Below are 18,958 nucleotides of genomic sequence, written 5' to 3' on the forward strand. Positions count from 1 at the left end.
TCCGCGGCACCCCTCGTCGTATCACCCGTGTTTGGAGACCCCATGAAGACCCCCGTCAAGGCGACCCTGATCGCCGTCGCCGTCGCCGTCGTGCTGCTCGTCGTCGGCATCGTCTATGCCCTCAGCCAGCAGCCCGCGCAGCCCGACCCCGAGGCCGGCGAGAAGCTGCCCACCGTCCGCACCGACTCCCACGTGCTCGACGAGGGCGGCCCCGACGCCGTCACGGTCGTCGAGTTCCTCGACTTCGAGTGCGAGGCCTGCGGCGCCTTCTACCCGATCGTGGAGGAGCTGCGCGCCACCTACGACGGCGACATCCGGTACGTCACCCGGTACTTCCCCCTGCCCGGGCACGTGAACTCGACGCAGGCCGCTCTCGCCGCCGAGGCCGCCGCGCAGCAGGGCCGTTACGAGGAGATGTTCCACAGGTTGTTCGAGACGCAGGCGCAGTGGGGCGAGCAGTCGGCGGAGACACCCGAGGTGTTCCGCGCGTTCGCCGAGGACCTCGGCCTCGACCTGGCCGCGTACGACGCCGCGGTCGCCGATCCGGCGACCCTCGCCCGTGTGCAGCAGGACAAGCGCGACGGCGAGCGGCTGGGCGTGAGCAGCACCCCGACCTTCTTCGTCGACGGCGAGAAGGTCGAACTCGTCGAGTGGAACGACCTGGAGGAGGCGATCGCGAAGGCCGTCGCCGAGTGATCCGGTGGGTGGGGTCGCCGTGCGGCGGCCCCACCTCTACGCTGAGCGCATGACCTCGGAGCGCCCCTCGTCGGCCCGCCTCCTGTTCGGGGCCCTGCGGACCACGCCGGCGACGCTGACGATGATCGGTCTCGTGCTGCTCACCGGCGTGATCTGGCAGGGGCTGTGGCGGCCGTTCGAGGACTCGGCCCTCTTCCCCGCCGTCGCCTACGGGCTGCCGAGCCTGGCCGAGGGCAAGTGGTGGACGCCGGTCACGGGGACGTTCTTCGTCAATGAACCCTGGGTCTACCTCTTCACCATCGCCGGGTTCTGGGGCATGGGCTTCCTGGAGCACCGTCGCGGCACGCGGGTCGCCGTCGCCTACTTCGCGGTCGGACAGCTCTTCGCCGTCTTCGCCACCGCCCTGTTCCTGCTGCTCGTGTCGCAGCTGCCGTGGGCGTGGGCGCAGACCCAGGCGCAGGCCCTCGACGTCGGGGCGTCCGGCGGGACCATGGCCTGCATCGCCGCCGCCGTCGGCCTGTTCCGTCCGCCGTGGCGGGTGCGCGCGTGGCTGGTGCTCCTCGGATTCGTCTTCGTCGCGATGATGTTCTGGGGAAAGCTCGCCGACCTCGAGCATCTGTTCGCGGTGCTGCTCATCCTCTTCGTCGACCGGAGCCTGCGCGTGCGGCGCACGACCGTCCGGGAGCAGCGGCTGATCGCCGTGATGGCCGTGCTCACGCTCGTGGCCATCGAGATCATCACGGTCCTCGTGCCGACCGATGGCCCGTTCGGCCCCACGGACCCGGCCTCCGGCGGGTTCATCGACACGGCGATCGACGTCGCTGTGATCCTCTTCATCGCGAACGGCCTGCGGCGCGGTCGCCGCTGGGCGTGGGTCGTCGCCATCATCCTCGGACCTCTCAACGTGCTGGCCGCCACCCTCGTCCTGGTCCTCATCATCCTCACGAGCGAGGCGCAGCTCGAGACGGTGATCGACGCGGAGACCGAGCTCACGCTCGCCACGGGCGTGCTCTGGGCACTGGTGCTGGTCTACCTCGTCGCGGTGCGGCGGGCGTTCCGCGCTCGCCGCTCGACCGGGGTCGGCCGGCAGCCCGCCCCGACGCCGGACGAGCTCCGCCGCGAACTGCGGGCGCATGGCGGCGGCACGCTCTCCTGGATGACGACGTGGGAGGGCAACGGCTATGCCCGCGTGGACGGCGGGATCGTCGCGTATCAGCGTCGCAACGGCGTCGCGCTGGCGCTCGCCGACCCGATCGGGCCGGCGGAGTCCCGTGCGACGGCAGTGCGCGACTTCATCCACACGGCCGAGGACGCCGGCCTCGTGCCGTGCTTCTTCAGCGCGGACGAGGCGACGAGGGAGGCCGTCCCGGAGACCTGGCGCAGCCTCGTGGTGGCGGACGACACGATCGTCGACCTCCCCGGCCTCACCTTCACCGGCAAGCGCTGGCAACCGGTGCGCACCTCCCTCAACCGGGCGGGGCGGGAGCAGATGACCTTCCGGCTCACCCACCTCGCCGCGGAGACCTGGGGACTGCGGCAGCAGCTCCGCGCGATCTCCGAGGCATGGGTCGGCGACAAGGACCTTCCGGAGATGCGGTTCACGCTCGGGACCCTGGAGGAGGCGGAGGACCCCGAGGTCCGCCTCGCGCTCGCTATCGCTCCGAACGGCGACGTCGACGGCTTCCTGTCCTGGCTGCCCGTGTACGGGGAGGGCGGGGTGGTGCGCGGCTGGACCCTCGACCTCATGCGACGCCGCGAGGGCGGCTTCGGACCGGTGATGGAGTACCTGATCGGCGCCTCCGCCCAGCAGTTCTCGGAGGAGGGCGCCGAGATCATGTCGCTCTCCGGCGCTCCGCTCGCACACGACTACCCGCCGGACGCGGGGGTGATCGCCGCGTTGAGCGAGCGCCTCGCCGACGCGCTCGAGCCCGTTTACGGCTTCCGCTCGCTGCACCGGTTCAAGGAGAAGTTCCACCCCCGCTACGAGACCATGTACCTGCTCTTCCGCGACGAGAGCGACCTCACCCGCATCGGCGGCGCCCTCACCCGGGCCTTCCTCCCCGATGCCACGCTGCGGCAGTTCGCCGGGGCGGGGGTGGAGCTCGTCCGCGGGGAGCGCTGACCCCCGCGGACCCTGGACGCCGCGCCGGGTCCTTCTGCTCAGACCCGCGCTTCGGCGACGCCGACGGCGTCCTGCGTCTCCGAGACGGGACGCTTCGCGGTGTTCGCGATATGCGCTCGCGCGACGACGAATGCGGCGACGACCATGATCCCGACGCCCAGCCAGTACGGCGCGGCATGGCTGACCGCGGTGTAGAGGGCGGCCGCGATCAACGGGGCGATCGTGCCCATCGCGGCGTTGAGGGACTGCGTGGCGCCTCCGAGCCAGCCCTGCTCGTCGTCGCCGACGGCGTTGGACATCGCCCCGTCCATCGCAGCCTGCGCCGCGCCCTGACCGGCGGCGAGCAGGAGCGCCCCGACGATGAAGAGCCACGGCTGGGCGAGCAGGGAAGCCACGACCGCGAGACCGGCGAGACCGACCGCCTGCGCGGTGATGGCACTGACGATCACGCCGCGCTCCCCCATCCGCGGCAGCAGGATGCCGAGCAGCACGCCCTGGATGAGGATGTCGATGATGCCCACGCCTGCCGTGAGCAGGCCGATCTGCGTCGGCCCCCACTGGATGGCGTCGAGGGCCAGCACGCTGAAGTTGTTCACGAAGAATCCGAACGGCAGCGCGAGCAGTGCGAACGCGATCATCAGCCCGCGGAGCTCGGGCCGACCGAACGCGGTACGGAACACGCCGAACGGCTGGACGTCGCGGAGAGCGATCCGGGCGATGCGGTTCTCCGGCCGCAGGCTCTCCGGCAGCAGGAAGATGCTGAGGACCGCGATCGTGAGACCGACCGCCGCGGTGAGGAACACGGGCAGGCGCAGGTCGATCGCGGCGAGCAGACCGCCGATGGCAGGGCCGATCATGGTGCCGATCCCGGTCAGCGCGCCGAGGAGCCCGAAGCGCTGCGCGCGCTTCTCGGGTGGCGTGATGTCGGCCAGGTAGGCGAACAGGGCGGGAAGGTCTCCGGCCGTCAGCCCCTGGATGACACGGGCGAGCACGAGCACCCAGATCGCCCCACCCACGCCGAACAGGGCCATCGAGAAGGCCGCGCCGAACGCCGCGACGATGATGACGGGTCGTCGTCCGAACCGGTCGGAGAGCCGCCCGAGGAGCGGTGCGGCGAGGAAGGCGCACAGCCCGTTGACCGCTTCCAGCACCCCGACCCAGAGGGCGAGGTCGTCTTCGTGCGCGACGTACTGCAGCACGACGAACGGCAGGACAGGAAGGACGACGGTCATGCCGATGACCGTGAGCATCGTCAGGACGACGAGCATGACCCAGGCGCGGCCGGCGCCGCGAACGGGGAGATGAGGTGAAGTCATACCGAAAGTGTAGCGATACCAGTTTTCGTGTCAATACAGTTTTGGTTCGGATGCGCGATAAGGTGGCCGCATGACGACGCCCCCACCCCCGGGCCGCCGCGAGCGCAAGAAGGCCGCGACCCGCAAGAACATCTCCGACGTGGCCACCCGGATGTTCCTGGAGCGCGGATTCGACAACGTGAGCATCCGCGAGGTCGCCGACGCCGCCGATGTCTCCCCCACCACCGTGTTCGCCCACTTCCCGCAGAAGGAGGCGCTCGTCTTCGACGAGGACGACGAGCAGCGCGATCGCCTCGTCTCGGCGGTGCGCGACCGGCCGACCGGCGTGACGATCAACCGGGCCATCCACGACTTCTATGCGGCCGAGGTCGGCGCCAACCTCGACGAGCACGGTGACGACGTGGCCCGCGTCTTCCTGCGCTTCCTCAACGACACGCCGGCGCTCCGCGACTACGCGTCGAAGATGTGGCTGCGCCATGAGGATGCGCTCGCCGCGGCCATCGCCGAGGAGCTCGGCATCCCGACCCCCACCCCCGAGGTCCGGGTGTACGCGCGGTTCGTCCTGCAGATGCAGATCCTCGTCACCGAGAGCGACGACCAGCAGGCGGTGCTCGACGCCGGCTCCGCTCTCCTCGAAAACGGCTGGGCCCCGATCGAGGAGCGGCTCACCGGCTCGCGGAGCGCACAGACGGGTCCGGACGTCAGTCCTCGCGGGGGCGCCGCCGCAGGCTCTTGACGTCGGTGCGGCGGTGCTTGGCCGTCAGCCGCCGCTCCTTCGACCCCCGACTCGGCTTCGTCGCCCGCCGGGCGGGCGCCGGCGGACGCACCGCCTCCGCGACGAGGGCGGCAAGCCGATCCCGCGCAGCTTCCCGATTGCGCAGCTGCGCGCGGTGCTCGGACGCGGCGATCGTCAGCACGCCGTCGACCAGCCGTCCGCCGAGCCTCTCCAGGATCCGGTCGCGCTGCGTCGGCGACAGGGCCGCGGAGTTCGCCGCATCCCAGACCAGCTCCACCCGGGAGTCCGTGGTGTTCACGCCCTGACCGCCGGGCCCCGACGATCGCGAGAACCGCCACGACAGTTCGGCCTCCGGGATCGTCAGACCCGCGGACACCCGGAGTCCGGGGCGAGGGGCGGAAGGCATGCCTCCATCATCCGGGATGAACGGACGAGCCGAGGACGGAGTGGACGCGACGGCGGGAGTCGAACCCGCAACGCCTCCGGATATGAGCCGGGGCCCGGGACCGCCCGGATCGCCGCGATGGGGATGACGTTACCCGGCCGTGATCATCCCCGCCAGAACCGTTGCCTGGGATAACACCATGAGTCGCCGGATGACGGAGACGGCTAGCGTCGCCGTCGCTCGCCGTCAACCGGTTCGACCGCGCCGCGCCGCCGCCGTACCGTCGCTCGCACCGATGACGCCCGAGCAGGAGGCCGACATGTCCGAATCTCAGCACAACGACAAGACCCCGACGCCGATGGCGGAGGCCGGAGAGCCGCAGGCGCGGCTGGAGGCCGAGGCCCGCCGCGCGATCGTGACCGGTGCCGACTCCGGGATCGGTCGTGCCACCGCCGTCGCCCTCGCCGCAGCGGGTATCGACGTCGGCATCACCTGGCACCGCGACGAGGCCGGCGCCCAGGAGACCGCGGACGAGGTGCGCAGCCACGGCGCCCGCGCGGTGGTGACACAGCTCGACGTCTCCGACATCCCCGCGTGCGGCGACGTGGTCGACGGGCTGATCGCGGAACTCGGCGGCGTCGACGTGTTCGTCAACAACGCGGGGGCCGGGCTCCAGACCCCGTTCCTCGACGTGACGCTCGAGGAGTGGAACCGGGTGCTCGACACCGACCTCACCGGAGCCTTCGTCTGCCTGCAGCGGGCGGCCCGGTCGATGGTCACCGCGGGGCGCGGTGGGCGGCTGATCTCCGTGACCAGCGTGCACGAGCACCAGCCGATGGTGGGGGCGAGCGCGTATGACACCGCCAAGCATGGCCTCGGCGGACTCATGAAGAACCTCGCACTGGAGCTCGGCCGGTATGGGATCAGCGCCGTGAGCGTCGCTCCGGGTGAGATCGCGACCCCGATGACCGGGCAGACCGACACCGACCCGCACACCGAGGACCGCCCCGGCATCCCGCTCGGACGCCCCGGCGACGCCCGCGAGGTCGCCGCCCTGATCGCGTTCCTCGCCTCGCCCGAGGCCGCCTACATCTCCGGCGCCTCCGTCGTGATCGACGGCGGGATGCTGCAGATGGGACCCCAGGCGGGCGCGGCGATCGAGAGCCACGACTGGCGCACGGTCTGAGCGCGGACCGGCCGTGACTCAGCGGCGGATCGAGTCCTGGAACGGGTTCGGTTCGAGCGTGTAGTCCGTGGTCGGGTCGGCCCAGGTGTCCTGACCGGTCCGACGGCGGCCCGAACGCAGCACCGAGAGCGCACGCGTCGCGGGCACGCCGGCGGCGAGCGCGAGGCGTCCGGTGAGGGAGCGGTCCGTGCGGCCGAGCACGCTCGCGCGACGCCAGGCTTCATGCCAGGCCCCACCCCGGGCCGGGGGCACCCGGCGATGCGGCAGGGCGCCGGCCCGCCGCAGCGCGACGAGCTCCTGTACCCGGTCCCACCAGTCCGACTCCGCCTCCGGGTGGAAGTAGTTGTCGCGGAGCCAGGACGGGTGCGGGTGGCGGAATCGGCCGGCGACGACCTCGCCGGCGCCGCCCAGCAGACCGCTTCCGATGAAGACCGTGTTGAGCAGGCTCTTGTGCACCCCGAAGCGGTCGAGCGCGATCACGGGAACCCCGTGGGCCAGCGCCTCGACCGCCGCCGTCGAGCTCACCGTGACCAGGCCGGCGGCGGACTCGAGAGCGGTCGCCATCGGCGCGTGCGAGAAGACGAGGTTCGCCGGGCGGCCATGGATGAAGAGCCGTGTGTACGGATCACGATCGCGGTGGGTCTCAGCCTCCCCCGGACGGGACCGCAGCTTCACGACCACCCGGCGCGGCGGTTCGGCCTCCGCGGCGCGCACGAGCAGGGCGGCGATCGCCGCTCGCTGCTCGGGGCGGGCAGGGACGAGGGCCTGCCCGGCGAAGACGACGTCCGTCGCCCCGGGCCGGCGGAGCGCCGATGGCGTCGCGGCGACACGACGCTCCGCGAGAGCGACTCCGCCCGTACCCGCGGAGAGGGATCCGGCCGCCCTGGATTCCCGGAGACGGCTGCCGCCCCACCGCTCGCGTCCCCGCGCGAAGGGGAGGGTCGCCAGCGCGAGCGGCATCTGCACCCCGATGCGCTCGCCGAGCTCGGCGAACGCCCGGCGCTCGCGGTGCGAGTGCACGATCAGCAGGTCGGTGTGTCGTCGATAGTCGAGCGCCCCACGCTGTGCGGGGATCGCCATGCCGGGAAGCCCGGAGACGGTCACGGGGCGATGCGGCAGCGCATCGACGATTCCGCCGAGGAGCCGGACGAACGGTCCCCGCCCGGCGAGCAGCACGACGTCAGGGCGCTCGGCCTCGAGCCATCCGACCACGCGATCGAGGTCGAGCCGAGTGACGTCAGCGGCGCCGAAGCCGGTGCCCGCCAGTGCCGCATCCTGCTGCGCGCCACTCACCGTCAGCGGCGTGCGCACCAGCAGGAGCTGCGACCGCAGACCAGGCACGGCCCCCAGCAGCGATGCCGCCCACTTCACGAACGAGTCGGCGTCCGCGATGGCGACCACACGCATCCCGGCATCGGCGGTCATGCGGGCACGCGGCGGAGCTTCGCCATCGGCGCGCGCTCGCTGTCGAACACGCGCTTGACGCCGTCGCCCACCGCGCTCTCGATGACCCGGATGTCGCGGATCAGGTGCTCCAGCCCTCCCGGCTCCAGGGATGCGGCATGGTCGGAGCCCCACATCGTCCGGTCCAGCGTGATGTGGCGCTCCACGGCGACCGCCCCCATCGCGACCGCGGCGAGCGAGATCTGCAGGCCCCGCTCGTGTCCCGAGTACCCGACGGGGATCCCGGGGTAGCGGTCTCGCAGGGTCGCGATCACCCGCAGGTTCGCCTCCTCGGGCTCGAGGGGGTAGGTCGAGGTCGCGTGCATGAGGACGACGCGGTCGGTGCCGAGCGTGTCCAGCGCACGATCGATCTGCTCCATCGTGGACATGCCCGTCGAGAGGATGACCGGCTTCCCGGTCTCCCGCAGCGCGACGAGCAGTTCCGTGTCGGTCAGGCTCGCCGACGCGACCTTGTGCGCCACGACGTGGAGGTCTTCGAGGAACGCGACGCTCGGCACATCCCACGGCGAGGCGAACCAGTCCAGGCCCTGCATCGTGGCGTGGTCGCCGATCTCGACGTACTCGTCACGGCCGAACTCCACCCGACGGCGATAGTCGAGGTACGTCATCGTTCCCCACGGCGTCTCCCGCGGCACATCGCGCATGTGCTCCGGCGTGGAGATCTCGGGCGTGCGCTTCTGGAACTTCACCGCGTCCGCGCCGGCTCGGGCCGCGACGTCGATGAGGCGCTTCGCGATGTCGACGTCGCCGTTGTGGTTGAGGCCGATCTCCGCGATGACGTAGGCGGGACGGCCGCCGCCGATCACGTGCGATCCGATGCTGACAGTCATGATTCCTCCGGTCGTCGAGCGGTTTTCACCCCGTCCTTCCTGAGTACGGGCCACGGGTGAACACCGGCCGACGGGACGGTTACCGGGGGCCGTCAGCTCGACAACACCCGCTCGACGAGCTCGCGCACAGCTCCATCGCCGCCGCGCCGCCGCAGCACGACGCGTGCCTCCGCCCGCACGAGCGGGTGCGCGTCCGCGACGGCGACCGGCCAGCCCACGATCCGCATCGCGGGGAGATCGTTGACGTCATTGCCGAGGTAGGCGACGTCGGCGAGCGCCACATCCTGCTCCCGGGCCCACTGTCGGAGCGCAGCCTCCTTGTCGTCGATCCCGTGCAGGACGGGGACACGGAGCTTGTCGGCTCGGGCTCGCACCACCGGGTTCACCTCGGTGGAGAGGATCAGCATCGGCACCCCCGCCCGCCGCAGGAGCGCGACGCCCATCCCGTCCTCCCGGCTGACCCGCACCCGCTCCCCGCCCGAGGCGTCGATGATCGCGGTGTCGTCCGTGTGCACGCCGTCGAAATCCGTGACCACGGCGCGGGCGGGGACGCGCCCGGGCCGTTCGTGCAGAACGGCGAGGGCCCGAGCGGCCTGGAGCTGTGCGTCGTCGTCGATCTCGATCGCGGTCTCCTCAGGCACGGGGGCGATCCCGATACGACCGAAGAAACGGTGTCGATGGGCGCGGAACCCGTCTGCCCGGAAGACGTAGAAGGCTCCGGTCTCCAGGTAGTGCGGCTCTCGGTCCTGGCGGCGAGGGCGGTGGCCGGCCTCGTGGTTGATCGCCTCCGCCGTGCCGTCGGTCCCCCGGTGCCAGAGGAAGCCGTAGGTCTCGACGGCGGAGAAGGCGCTGTCCGACTCTCCCCGCCGCACGTCGCCGACGGCACCGGCCAGCGCCGCGCTCGGGAGGAAGGGCGAGGTGGCCTGCAGGAAGGCGACGATCTCGAAGCGCTCGCCGTCGCGCTCCAGCTCATCGAGCGCATGCAGGATCGCCGCCTCCGAGGCCGCGGTGTCTCCGGAGAGCTCGGCCGGACGCCGGACCACCCGTGCGCCCGCCTCCTCGGCCACCGCGGCGATCTCGTCGTCGTCGGTCGAGACGACCACGAGATCGAAGCACGCCGCCGCCCGCGCGGCGTGCACGGCTCTGGCCACCAGCGGAACCCCTCCCACACGCTCGAGGTTCTTCCTCGGGATCTGCTTCGACCCGCCCCGCGCGGGGATGATCGCCACCGCCGGCCGCACGCGTTCGTCCATGTCGTGTCTCCTCATCGTCCCCGGATCTCCCGCCAGGCTCGGCCCGCACGGCGGCGGGCGCCGACAGCCGTGAGCCGCCATTCCTCGACCCGACCCACGCCTCCGCGTGGACGCAGCAGGCCGCGCGCGCCGCGCGGTGCCGAGCCCCCGGGAAGGGCGAGCGCAGCCAACCGGTCGGGGGCGAAGTAGCGGCGACGTTCCTCCTCGTCGAGGCCGTCGAGCAACTGCTCGGCCCGGACGCGGAGGTGTCCTGCGATCTCCGGCTGCATCATGTAGCCCACCGCGTCGACGAGGAGCTGCAGCCGATCCGAGTCGGCGTAGGGCGAGGGCGTCCGGGTGAGCGCATCGACGATCGTCAGCGGGATGCGGTTGCTGTTCTCCACCGGGGCGAGGGTGCGGAGCAGTTCCGTCGTCCCTGCGGCACCGATCGTCCGCCCGAACAGGGTACGGACCGTGGGCAGAGCCGTCGAGAAGGTCGCCACGACGGTGCGTGCGTCGAGGCGCTCCGCCAGGAGTTCGGCAGGAAGGCGACCGCGTTCCTCCACGAACGTGAGACCGCGACTCTCCGCATGCGCGCGCACGGCGTGGGCGAGCTGCGGCGGTGCCGCGGGATGGGGCTTGAAGACGATCCGCTCCGGGCGCTCTTCCGCCGCCCGGTCGACCAGGCGCCGTTGGAGCGCGACCTCCTCGGCCGTAGTCATCAGGCCGAGGGCCGCGACGTACTGTCCCAGTACGAGCACGGTCGCCGGCCCTGCAGCAGGGGGCCCCTCTGAGGATTCGCCCGTCTCGCGCAGAGCAGCGGCGAAGGACTCGGGAGGCACCGGGACAGGCACCGCGTGCGGAGACCCCACCAGCGGACGGACGCCGGGCACCACGTCGGCGTACACGACGCGCTCGATGCGTGCCGCAACCGCATGCGGCAGCCGGACCCGCATCGGCGCGTAGGTCATGAGGCCGTCGCCGACGATGGTCACCCGGGCCTCCGGGAACAGGGAGAGGAGCGTGCGAGCGGGTGCGACCTGGGGGCTCTGCACGAAGAGCTCGATCTCCCGCGGGTCGAGCCGCCACGCTCGCGCGAGAAGCCGACCCAGGACGGGGAGGTCGGCATCCGTCGGCTCCCACGCACTCGGATGCAGGGGACCGAGCACGTCGGCCAGCGCCTCCACCCGATGGAAACGGCCGCGGAGGGAGCGCAGCGCAGGATCCTCGGCGATGCCCACGACCGTCTCCGGGACGCGCGACGAGGTGAACGGCACGAGCACCCGCTCCGCCATCCGACCGCCGCCGTCGGTGCCCTCGTCGAGCAGCCCGGCGTCGATCGCGGCGGCCGCGGTGGCGAGTCCGTAGGCGCTGTGCAGGGCGAAGAGGCGACTCATCAGGCGTGACCTCCGCGGCGCAGGCTTCGCGCCAGCACCCGCCGACGTGGTCCGTCGAGCCGGGCGAGCACCCCGGCGACCTCCGCGGCGGGGAGGTCCTGCAACAGCAGCCGGATCCGCCGGCGCATCTCCCTCCGCACGGGCGGCGTCATGCGCCGTGAGCGCACCAGGTGATGCGCGCTGAGGGCGAGCGCGGTCCAGACGGCCTTCGGAAGGAAGCGGTCGGCCTCGCGGTCCGCCCGGACGAGGTCGAGCACCTGGGTCAGCGCCGGGGCGAAGTCGAGCTGGCGGCGGTCGTGCACCTGGGTGAGCGAGCTCTCGACGCCACGACGGTAGAGCAGCGCCGGGGCGTCCACCACGGCGAATGAGGCGGCCTCAAGGTGCAGGCGCCAGACCCACGGACGATCCTCGGCCGTGAAGAGGCCGGAGGGGAACGCGGCCAGCCCGCGGTCGAGCACGCGGCGGTGCAGCAGTCCCGCCCAGGCGAACGGGTAGTCCACCATGCTCGGCTCATCGACGGGGAGGATCGCCTCCCGGGGCGGCACGACCCGTTCCCGCCACGGATACGGAGCACGGACGAGCGCGCGTCGCATCCCGGAGACGGTCACATGATCCGTCCGGAGGAAGTCGCATCGGAGCTCTCGCAGGCGCGCGGCGAGGACCGCGAGGCGCTGCGGCTGCATCCAGTCGTCGCCGTCGACGAAGCAGAACGCCTCTCCTTCCACATGCGCGAGCCCTTGGTTGCGTGCCGAGGCGAGCCCGCGCGGTTCCGGATTGCGGAGCACCTCAGCGCGCGGGAACCGATCCGCGTAGTGCTCCAGAAGCGCGCCGGTGTCATCTCGCGAGCCGTCGTCTATCGCCACGAGCTTGAGGGCGGCCGGATCATCGAACTGCCGGGTGAGCGTCTCCAGCGTGGTGCCGATGTACGGCCCGGCGTCCTTGGCAGGCAGGATGACGGTGACGAGGGGCGTGCGCACGGAGCTCCCGGGATGGACGATGGGCTCGTCATCCTGACAGGCGACGGTGTCCGGAGGGCGACCGCGTGGTGAACGCCCGGTGTCGGCGCGAGATGCGCGCTGAGGTGTGGCCCGCACCCGAACGAGCCACACCCCCAGTGCGTTGCACTGCCGGATGCGAACACCCGGTGAACCGCCACCGTGAGGCGACGGCCACCCCGCGGCGGTACTGGCCCCCACCAGCGAACCGCGAGGCGTCGTCGAGAGCGACTCCATGAAGATCAGCACTCAACACGTAACACGATACAACCGTCTGTTCGATCGCGCGAATCGACCTAGGTCAATCCGTGAAAATTCGCACACCACCGTCGGATCGAGGACGATGGAGGCATGCGGTGGCCCTGGAACACGATCTCGCGACCGGTGCTGCGGCGGCGTCGGAGCGGCGGCGTCGAGGTGCGCTGGCTGAGCGCGCGTTCCTGGACCCAGCGGTGGTACCCCCAGGGCATCGACGTCGGAGAGCGCCGGGGACGCCGAGCGCTCGCGGTGAGCTGGTTCCGCCAGGATGCCTCGGGGCGCCACCTCGCCTCCCGGGTGACCCTCGTGGATCGCGAACGCGCCCGCCGCATCGACATCGTGCTGGCCATCACCGACGAGAACGACGTCCTTCAGCCTGCCCCGATCCACGCCGGCGGTCTCGCCTGGGTCGGCGACCGGCTGTTCGCCGCCGCGACAGGGCAGGGCATCTGGGAGTTCGACCTGGGCGCGCTTCGACGGGTGCACGGCGCCGACGCCCAGCGGGTGCGCGGAGGAGCACGCCGTCGGGACCGACGCACGGCCGTGGTGGCGGTGCGGACCCGCCGTCATCCCGTCGCCCTCCGGTGCTCCTTCGTCGGTCGGGTGTTCGACGCGGACGGGACACCGCTCCCCCGCGTGCTCATCGGCGAGTACCGGGGTCAGGAGACCGGGGTGGTCGGCGAGTTCGCGATCCCCGAAGACTCCGCCGACGGCTTCGTCGAACTCGAGCGCTTCATCCCCGGCATCCGGCATATGCAGGGAGCCGTGCGGTGGGGCGACCACTACCTCGTGTCGCAGTCCGATCACCTGCGCCCCGGAGTGCTGTGGTCGGGACCTCGCCAAGCCCTCACCCGCCACCCGGTGGCCCTGCCGGTCGGCTGCGAGGATCTGGCCCTGGACCCGGATGACGAGCTGCTGTGGACCCTGGGGGAACATCCGTGGCGGCGCGTGGTGCGGGGCATCCCGTTCGCGAGCCTCGGACTCCGGCGTCACAGCCTGAGCACGGGGGGCGAACGTAGACTGAACGGGTGAAGAAGCCCGCCCCCCTCCTCGTCTACACCGTGCTGCGCCTGCTGGCGTTCCTCGTCCCGCTGGCCATCCTGTGGTTCTTCTTCCCGATCTTCCGCGAGTTCTGGTGGCTGGCGGCGATCTTCGCGGCCCTCATCGGCGCGAGCATCTCGATGCTGTTCCTGCGCACCCCGCTCTCCGACGCCTCTGCGCGCCTGCACGAGCGCCGGCAGGGAAGGGTCTCCGGGCAGCAGGCCGACGCCGCGGCCGAGGACGAACTCGTCGACGGCGCCCCCGACGACCGCCCCTGACGCAGGTCCGCCGTACACAGCTTCGGGCCTCTGAGGCAGGTCCGATTGTTGGCGGCCTCTGAGGCAGGTCCGATTGTTGGACCGTGTCTCAAAACTCTCGGCTGACCCATAGGTTCGAGCGGCATCTCGGTCCCGGTGCACGGGTCGCCGGGCAGGACTTCGGAGCCACCGCACGACGCGCCGAGGATAGGTCCACGACGGCGGCGTGTCGGTCGCGAGCTCCGAAGCTGTGCCCGGAGAGGCGCAGGACGGGGAGCAGCTCAGCCGACGAAGGCCCAGAACAGGGCGCCCGCGTAGAGCAGCGAGGTCAGCGACGTCAGGGCGAGGGCGATGACCAGCTCCCGCGGCTGCCGGTAGGTCCAGACGATCGCGATCGCGGGAAGACCGGCCAGGAGCGCGAGCAGCGAGATCCAGGCGATCGGGAACAGCAACGCGAGGAACACGGCGATGCCGAACGGCACGAGCACGAAGAGCGTGAAGAGGACCTGCGTGGCGCGGCGGCCGATGAGGACCGTCAGCGTGCGCTTGCCGACCTCGCGGTCCTGATCGATGTCGCGGAGGTTGTTGGCCAGCAGCACCGCGCACGCGAACAGTCCGGCGGCGATCGCCCCCAGCCAGGCCTGCTGCGGGAGCATGAAGACCTGCACCCAGGTGGTGCCGAGAGTCGCGACGAGCCCGAAGAACACGAAGACGAAGACCTCACCGAGGCCGTAGTACCCGTAGGGCCGCTTCCCGCCGGTGTAGAACCACGCGGCGACGATGCAGGCCGCACCCACGGCGAGCATCCACCACTGCCCGGTCCGCACGACGATCGCGATACCGACCACCGCGGCGAGCGCGAAGAAGACCAGGCCGATGACGAGCACCGTGCGCGGCTTCACCCGCCCGGAGGCCGTGAGCCGCGCCGGGCCGACCCGATGGGCGTCGGTGCCGCGGATCCCGTCGCTGTAGTCGTTGGTGAAGTTCACGCCGATCTGCAGCAGGACCGCGACGGCGAGGCACGCGAGCGCGATCACCCAGTGGAACTCCGGCCCGGTGCTGCGCGCGGCTCCCGTACCGATGATGACGGGGGCGATCGCGAGGGGCAGCGTGCGCAGACGCGCCGCACCGATCCAGTCGCCGATCGTCACGGGACCCGCCTCGACGACCGGCCGCTTGGCCGGGTTGCCGCTGGTGCGCGGCGGGGTGCGCCGACCGGATTTCTTCTTGCGCTGGGAGGATGCTGCCACCCACGGAATCCTAGTCGTCGCGGCGAGGCGGCGAACTCAGCGGTGCGGGTTGCTGTCCTTGCCGTCGAGCCAGAGCTCGTCGGTCTTGTCGGCGTGCGCCCCGGTCGTGCCGACGTGCTTGTCGCTGATCTTCGGCCCCTTGAGGATGACGTGGACCATCGCCTGCGCGTGGCCGTGGCCGAGGCCGTACTCCTGCTTGAGCCAGTTCAGGACGACGGTGGACTTCGTGCTCTCGTCGAACCCCTGCTCGTGCGCGAGGGCGATGAACTGTCGCGGCGTGAGGCCGGTCTGGGTCTCGACCTTGTCGAGGTACGCCTGGAAGGACATGGTGGTCTCCGCTCTCAGTCCTCGTCGAGGAACGTCTGGATGATCGTGTCGGACGCGTGGATGCACAGGATCCGGAGGAGCCCGGTCCCCGCGTTGGTGAAGCCGTGTGGCGTGAAGGCGGGCGCGGTGGCGGTGTCTCCGGCTCGCGCGACGAGGACGTCGTCGCCGATCCGGATCCGCACCGTGCCCTCGAGCACGATCCAGGTCTCAGAGTAGGGGTGCCAGTGCAGCCCCGGCCCCTCTCCTGGCTGGTTCTCGACGAAGAAGTAGGAGACGGCGGCTCCGTGGTCGGCGCCGACGAATCGGCGGCTGCGCCCTGTGCCGATGCGGATCGCACCGCTCGGGACGAGCGGAGGAACGTGGATCTCGGTCATGACCCCAGTGTCGACAGCAGGCGTCGCACCTCCTAGAGTTTCGACGTGGATCGAAACTCCGCGCCGGTCGAGGGCGTCGACCACCCGGATCACCGGGTCGAGTTCCACCTGAGTGCCGGCGACATCCAGGCGGTGCGGTTCGGCATCTCCCCCGGGCACGAACTGGCGCATGCAGTGCGCGTGCTCCTCCGCCCGGCGGCGCACCCCCTGCAGTGGGGGTGGCTCCGCACCGCGCGGGAGGGGCTGCCTCGCGACCCCTTCGCGCTCCTGGCGACGGTGATCGGCGACGACGGCTACCTCCCGGACTTCCTCACCAGCACGCCGCGCGGCGACCTGACCCCCGAGGCGGAACTCACCGCCCTGCGGAAGGCGGCACTCGACCCGCTGCGGGTCGACCTCGGCAAGCGGATCCAGCGCTCGACGGGTGCACAGCGTCAGGCCCTGCGCGACCTGTCCGCCCGGCCGGCGCGCGCCCGTGCGATGATCGCCGATGCCTGGGAGGAGGTCTGGGAGGCCGCGTTGGCACCGGCCTGGCCTCAGCTGGAGCGCCTCCTCCGGGCCGACATCGCCGTTCGCGCCCGGGCGATCGCGACGACCGGCATCGCCGGGATGGCCGGAGCCCTCCATCCCCAGGTCTCGTGGGGCGCGGGCGCGGTGCGGGTCTCGCTCCGCCGCCACAGCGAGGACGTGGACTGCCGCGGCAGCGGTCTCGTGCTGGTGCCCTCCGTCCTCTCGTCCTGGGGCTGCCTGGTGCTCACCGAGCCACCGGCACAGCCGACGCTGTTCTATCCCGCCCGTGGCGTGACCGCGGGGTGGGCACGGGACACCACCGAGACCGTGGCCGCCCTGGGCGCCCTGCTCGGCCCGGCGCGCGCCGGCATCCTCCTCACCGCGGGGACGCCCCGCACGACCTCGGAGGTGGCCGCCGATGCGGGGCTCGCGCTGTCGACGGCGTCACACCATCTCACCGTGCTGCGGGACGCCGGGCTCGTGGTGAGCGAGCGGGACGGTTCCCGCATGCAGCACGTGCGCACCCCCTTGGGTGAGGCGCTCGTCGGCGCGCTGCTCTGACGCCGCCCTACTCGGCGGTCGAGACCGGGATGATGGGCCGGTGCTCGTAGTAGGTCTGCAGGACCACGGTCGTGCGGGTGCTCACGTTCGCCGCGAGCCGGACGTCGCGGACGAGCTGCTCCAGGTCGCGCGGCGTCGGCACGCGGACGAAGAGCATGTAGCTCGCGTCGCCGGCGATGGAGTGGCAGGCCTCGATCGCGTCGAGGTGCTCCAGGAGCTCGGGGGCGTTGTCGGGCTGGGCCGGATCGAGCGGCGTGATCTCGATGAAGGCGGACAACGGAGTGCCCGCCTGCTCGGGGTCGAGGATCGCGCGGTAGCCGGTGATGACGCCGCGGGTCTCGAGCCGCCGCAGCCGGGACTGCACGGCCGACACCGACAGCCCGACGGCGTCGGAGAGCTGCGACAGCGTCGCCCGCCCGTCGCGGGAGATGGTCGCCAGGATCGCACGGTCGACAGAATCATCCATGGCTGTAAGATTATCGTCAGGATTCCGTTATCACCGGAATCTTTCCGTTTTTCACTGCGATCGGAGGTTCCGATGTCCCTCGTTTCCGCCAACAGTTCCGCTGTTCAGGCCGTCGTCGGCGAACCCGAGGTCGTCGAGGATGCGTCGATCGCGGAGAACTCCGCCGCCTGGGCACAGCTCAAGCAGGCCGCGATCGCCATCCGTGAACTGCAGATCAAGGACGGCTCGATCCCTGGCGCTTCGACGAGCTCAGCGACCCAGGACCAGGCGACCGCCCTCGTCAGGCAGATCACCGCCGCGATCCGGGCACTCGCCCCCGCCTTCCCGCACGACGCGGACTACCTCGCCGCCTCCGTCGCCGACTTCGAGCGCTGGGCCTCCGAGGGCTTCGGCGTGCCCGACTTCCTCGACTCGCTCGTGGCCTTCCAGCCGCAGCAGCACCGCATCGACGGGATCCGCCACCTCGTGGTCTTCCCGATGTACACGCAGAACGGCTCCAGCGACCGCCTGGTCGAGGCGCTCATCGTCGAGACCATCTGGCCGGAGTTCATCGCCGCGCTCGAGGCCGGCGACTACGGCAACAAGCTCTTCGTCTCGCTGCGACTCGTCGACTTCACGCCCGGCTACGACACGAACTCCGCGGTGCTCTTCCCGGAGACCGTCGCCATGCGCGAGATCCCGACCTTCACGTGGGGCGCGATCTTCCAGGACCGTGAGGCCGCCCGTTACCGCCGCGTGGTCCGTGCAGCCTCGGAGATCACCAACCTCGACCTTCCCGAGCGCGCGGCGGCGATGCTGGAGGATCAGGAGGTCGCCGAGAAGACCTTCGTGATGTGGGACATCATCCACGACCGCACCCACATGCGCGGAGACCTGCCCTTCGACCCGTTCATGATCAAGCAGCGGATGCCGTTCTTCCTGTACTCGCTGGAGGAGATGCGCTGCGACATGACGGCGTTCCGCGAGTCGGTGAAGATCGAGCGGGCGCTGGATGCCCGGGTCGCCGCGGGCGAGGAGCTCACGGAGACCGAGCGGGAGATGCACGAGTACGCGCACCTCGTGCAGTACGCCGTGATCTTCGACCGCATCTTCCGCTTCGCCATCACCGGCACGCGCGTCCGCAACTACGACGCGGTGGGTGGCCAGCTCCTGTTCGCGTGGCTGCACCAGCGCGGCGTGCTGCACTGGACCGACACGGCGCTCGCGTTCGACTGGGAGAACGTGCCGGACGCCGTCGTGGCCCTCGGTGACGCGATCGACGACCTGTACTGGCACTCGATCGATCGCCCCAAGGTCGCGCACTGGCTCGCCGCGTACGAGCTGGTCCGCGGCACGCTGACCCCGCACCCCGCATCGCAGTGGGCGCGCGGGCTGTCGGACGAGATCCTCGCCGGAGCACCGAAGGGCTACACCGATGCGGTCCTGGACGACGAGTTCCCGCTGTCGATGTTCTTCGAGACGCTCGACAAGAAGATGAAGCCGGTCATCGAGTCGACGGTCGGCATCCGCGGTACGGACGACTGATCCGCATCGCTCCGTTGTGACGCTGGGGCGC

General features: G+C 71.2%; 19 protein-coding genes and 1 tRNA gene. 8 read left to right on the top strand and 12 right to left on the bottom strand.

Going from position 1 to position 18,958, the window contains the following annotated elements; translation table 11 throughout:
- The first annotated feature begins 42 nt into the window (after window positions 1-42).
- Entirely contained in the window at window positions 43-696 is a 654-nt protein-coding gene (locus tag BLU02_RS06840) for a DsbA family protein (RefSeq protein WP_060922381.1), read from the top strand.
- Between the two features lie 49 nt (window positions 697-745).
- Window positions 746-2,818 (top strand): bifunctional lysylphosphatidylglycerol flippase/synthetase MprF, encoded by a 2,073-nt coding sequence (locus BLU02_RS06845; protein WP_060922396.1) that lies wholly within the window; start codon window positions 746-748, stop codon window positions 2,816-2,818.
- 38 nt (window positions 2,819-2,856) lie between these two features.
- Here BLU02_RS06845 and BLU02_RS06850 read toward each other — a convergent pair whose 3' ends face one another.
- Entirely contained in the window at window positions 2,857-4,134 is a 1,278-nt protein-coding gene (locus tag BLU02_RS06850) for an MFS transporter (protein WP_231919654.1), read from the bottom strand.
- Window positions 4,135-4,204: 70 nt separating this feature from the next.
- Between BLU02_RS06850 and BLU02_RS06855 the strand changes: the two genes are divergently transcribed.
- Window positions 4,205-4,870, top strand: a complete 666-nt coding sequence (locus BLU02_RS06855; RefSeq protein ID WP_025102437.1) for a TetR/AcrR family transcriptional regulator — start codon at window positions 4,205-4,207, stop codon at window positions 4,868-4,870.
- On the opposite strand, the gene arfB is transcribed toward BLU02_RS06855, so the two are convergent.
- The gene (gene arfB / locus BLU02_RS06860) at window positions 4,836-5,276 is read right to left on the bottom strand and encodes an alternative ribosome rescue aminoacyl-tRNA hydrolase ArfB (protein WP_060922382.1); all 441 of its coding nucleotides are present in this window, start codon (window positions 5,274-5,276) and stop codon (window positions 4,836-4,838) included. The genes BLU02_RS06855 and arfB overlap by 35 nt on opposite strands.
- Before the next feature lie 41 nt (window positions 5,277-5,317).
- Window positions 5,318-5,393, bottom strand: a tRNA-Met gene (locus BLU02_RS17415).
- 220 nt (window positions 5,394-5,613) lie between these two features.
- Here BLU02_RS17415 and BLU02_RS06865 point away from each other — a divergent pair.
- Window positions 5,614-6,441 carry an SDR family oxidoreductase gene (locus BLU02_RS06865; protein WP_060922398.1) on the top strand — a complete coding sequence of 276 codons (828 nt, stop codon included), beginning with the start codon at window positions 5,614-5,616 and terminating at the stop codon, window positions 6,439-6,441.
- Window positions 6,442-6,459: 18 nt separating this feature from the next.
- On the opposite strand, the gene BLU02_RS06870 is transcribed toward BLU02_RS06865, so the two are convergent.
- The 5 genes from BLU02_RS06870 to BLU02_RS06890 form a co-directional block, all read right to left on the bottom strand.
- Window positions 6,460-7,866, bottom strand: coding sequence for a DUF6716 putative glycosyltransferase (locus BLU02_RS06870; RefSeq protein WP_060922383.1), 1,407 nt, complete (start codon window positions 7,864-7,866; stop codon window positions 6,460-6,462).
- A complete protein-coding gene (locus BLU02_RS06875; RefSeq protein WP_060922384.1) occupies window positions 7,863-8,735 on the bottom strand; it encodes an N-acetylneuraminate synthase family protein in 873 nt (290 codons plus the stop codon). Before BLU02_RS06875 ends, BLU02_RS06870 begins: the two co-directional genes overlap by 4 nt.
- Before the next feature lie 92 nt (window positions 8,736-8,827).
- On the bottom strand, window positions 8,828-9,988 hold the full coding sequence (locus tag BLU02_RS06880) for an acylneuraminate cytidylyltransferase (protein ID WP_060922385.1): 1,161 nt from the start codon (window positions 9,986-9,988) through the stop codon (window positions 8,828-8,830).
- Between the two features lie 11 nt (window positions 9,989-9,999).
- The gene (locus tag BLU02_RS06885) at window positions 10,000-11,364 is read right to left on the bottom strand and encodes a polysialyltransferase family glycosyltransferase (protein ID WP_060922386.1); all 1,365 of its coding nucleotides are present in this window, start codon (window positions 11,362-11,364) and stop codon (window positions 10,000-10,002) included.
- On the bottom strand, window positions 11,364-12,341 hold the full coding sequence (locus BLU02_RS06890; protein ID WP_060922387.1) for a glycosyltransferase family 2 protein: 978 nt from the start codon (window positions 12,339-12,341) through the stop codon (window positions 11,364-11,366). Before BLU02_RS06890 ends, BLU02_RS06885 begins: the two co-directional genes overlap by 1 nt.
- A 369-nt stretch (window positions 12,342-12,710) precedes the next feature.
- Between BLU02_RS06890 and BLU02_RS06895 the strand changes: the two genes are divergently transcribed.
- Together BLU02_RS06895 and BLU02_RS06900 are read left to right on the top strand one after the other, a co-directional pair.
- Window positions 12,711-13,649 (top strand): hypothetical protein, encoded by a 939-nt coding sequence (locus BLU02_RS06895; RefSeq protein ID WP_060922388.1) that lies wholly within the window; start codon window positions 12,711-12,713, stop codon window positions 13,647-13,649.
- On the top strand, window positions 13,646-13,936 hold the full coding sequence (locus tag BLU02_RS06900; RefSeq protein ID WP_060922389.1) for a DUF4229 domain-containing protein: 291 nt from the start codon (window positions 13,646-13,648) through the stop codon (window positions 13,934-13,936). The genes BLU02_RS06895 and BLU02_RS06900 overlap by 4 nt, the downstream gene beginning before the upstream one ends.
- A 260-nt stretch (window positions 13,937-14,196) precedes the next feature.
- Here BLU02_RS06900 and BLU02_RS06905 read toward each other — a convergent pair whose 3' ends face one another.
- The 3 genes from BLU02_RS06905 to BLU02_RS06915 are packed head-to-tail and all read right to left on the bottom strand — an operon-like array spanning window position 14,197 to window position 15,866.
- The gene (locus tag BLU02_RS06905) at window positions 14,197-15,165 is read right to left on the bottom strand and encodes a 1,4-dihydroxy-2-naphthoate polyprenyltransferase (RefSeq protein WP_060922390.1); all 969 of its coding nucleotides are present in this window, start codon (window positions 15,163-15,165) and stop codon (window positions 14,197-14,199) included.
- A gap of 36 nt (window positions 15,166-15,201) precedes the next feature.
- Window positions 15,202-15,492, bottom strand: coding sequence for a DUF4287 domain-containing protein (locus BLU02_RS06910; RefSeq protein WP_060922391.1), 291 nt, complete (start codon window positions 15,490-15,492; stop codon window positions 15,202-15,204).
- Between the two features lie 14 nt (window positions 15,493-15,506).
- A complete protein-coding gene (locus BLU02_RS06915; protein WP_060922392.1) occupies window positions 15,507-15,866 on the bottom strand; it encodes a cupin domain-containing protein in 360 nt (119 codons plus the stop codon).
- 45 nt (window positions 15,867-15,911) lie between these two features.
- On the opposite strand from BLU02_RS06915, the gene BLU02_RS06920 reads away from it, so the two are divergent.
- On the top strand, window positions 15,912-16,937 hold the full coding sequence (locus BLU02_RS06920) for an ArsR/SmtB family transcription factor (RefSeq protein WP_060922393.1): 1,026 nt from the start codon (window positions 15,912-15,914) through the stop codon (window positions 16,935-16,937).
- A 7-nt stretch (window positions 16,938-16,944) separates the two neighbouring features.
- On the opposite strand, the gene BLU02_RS06925 is transcribed toward BLU02_RS06920, so the two are convergent.
- Complete coding sequence (locus BLU02_RS06925) at window positions 16,945-17,403, bottom strand: Lrp/AsnC family transcriptional regulator (RefSeq protein ID WP_060922394.1); 459 nt, start codon at window positions 17,401-17,403, stop codon at window positions 16,945-16,947.
- 72 nt (window positions 17,404-17,475) lie between these two features.
- Between BLU02_RS06925 and BLU02_RS06930 the strand changes: the two genes are divergently transcribed.
- A complete protein-coding gene (locus BLU02_RS06930; protein WP_060922395.1) occupies window positions 17,476-18,927 on the top strand; it encodes a DUF6421 family protein in 1,452 nt (483 codons plus the stop codon).
- Window positions 18,928-18,958 lie beyond the last annotated feature (31 nt).

Source organism: Microbacterium paraoxydans (assembly GCF_900105335.1).
Lineage (GTDB): Bacteria > Actinomycetota > Actinomycetes > Actinomycetales > Microbacteriaceae > Microbacterium > Microbacterium paraoxydans.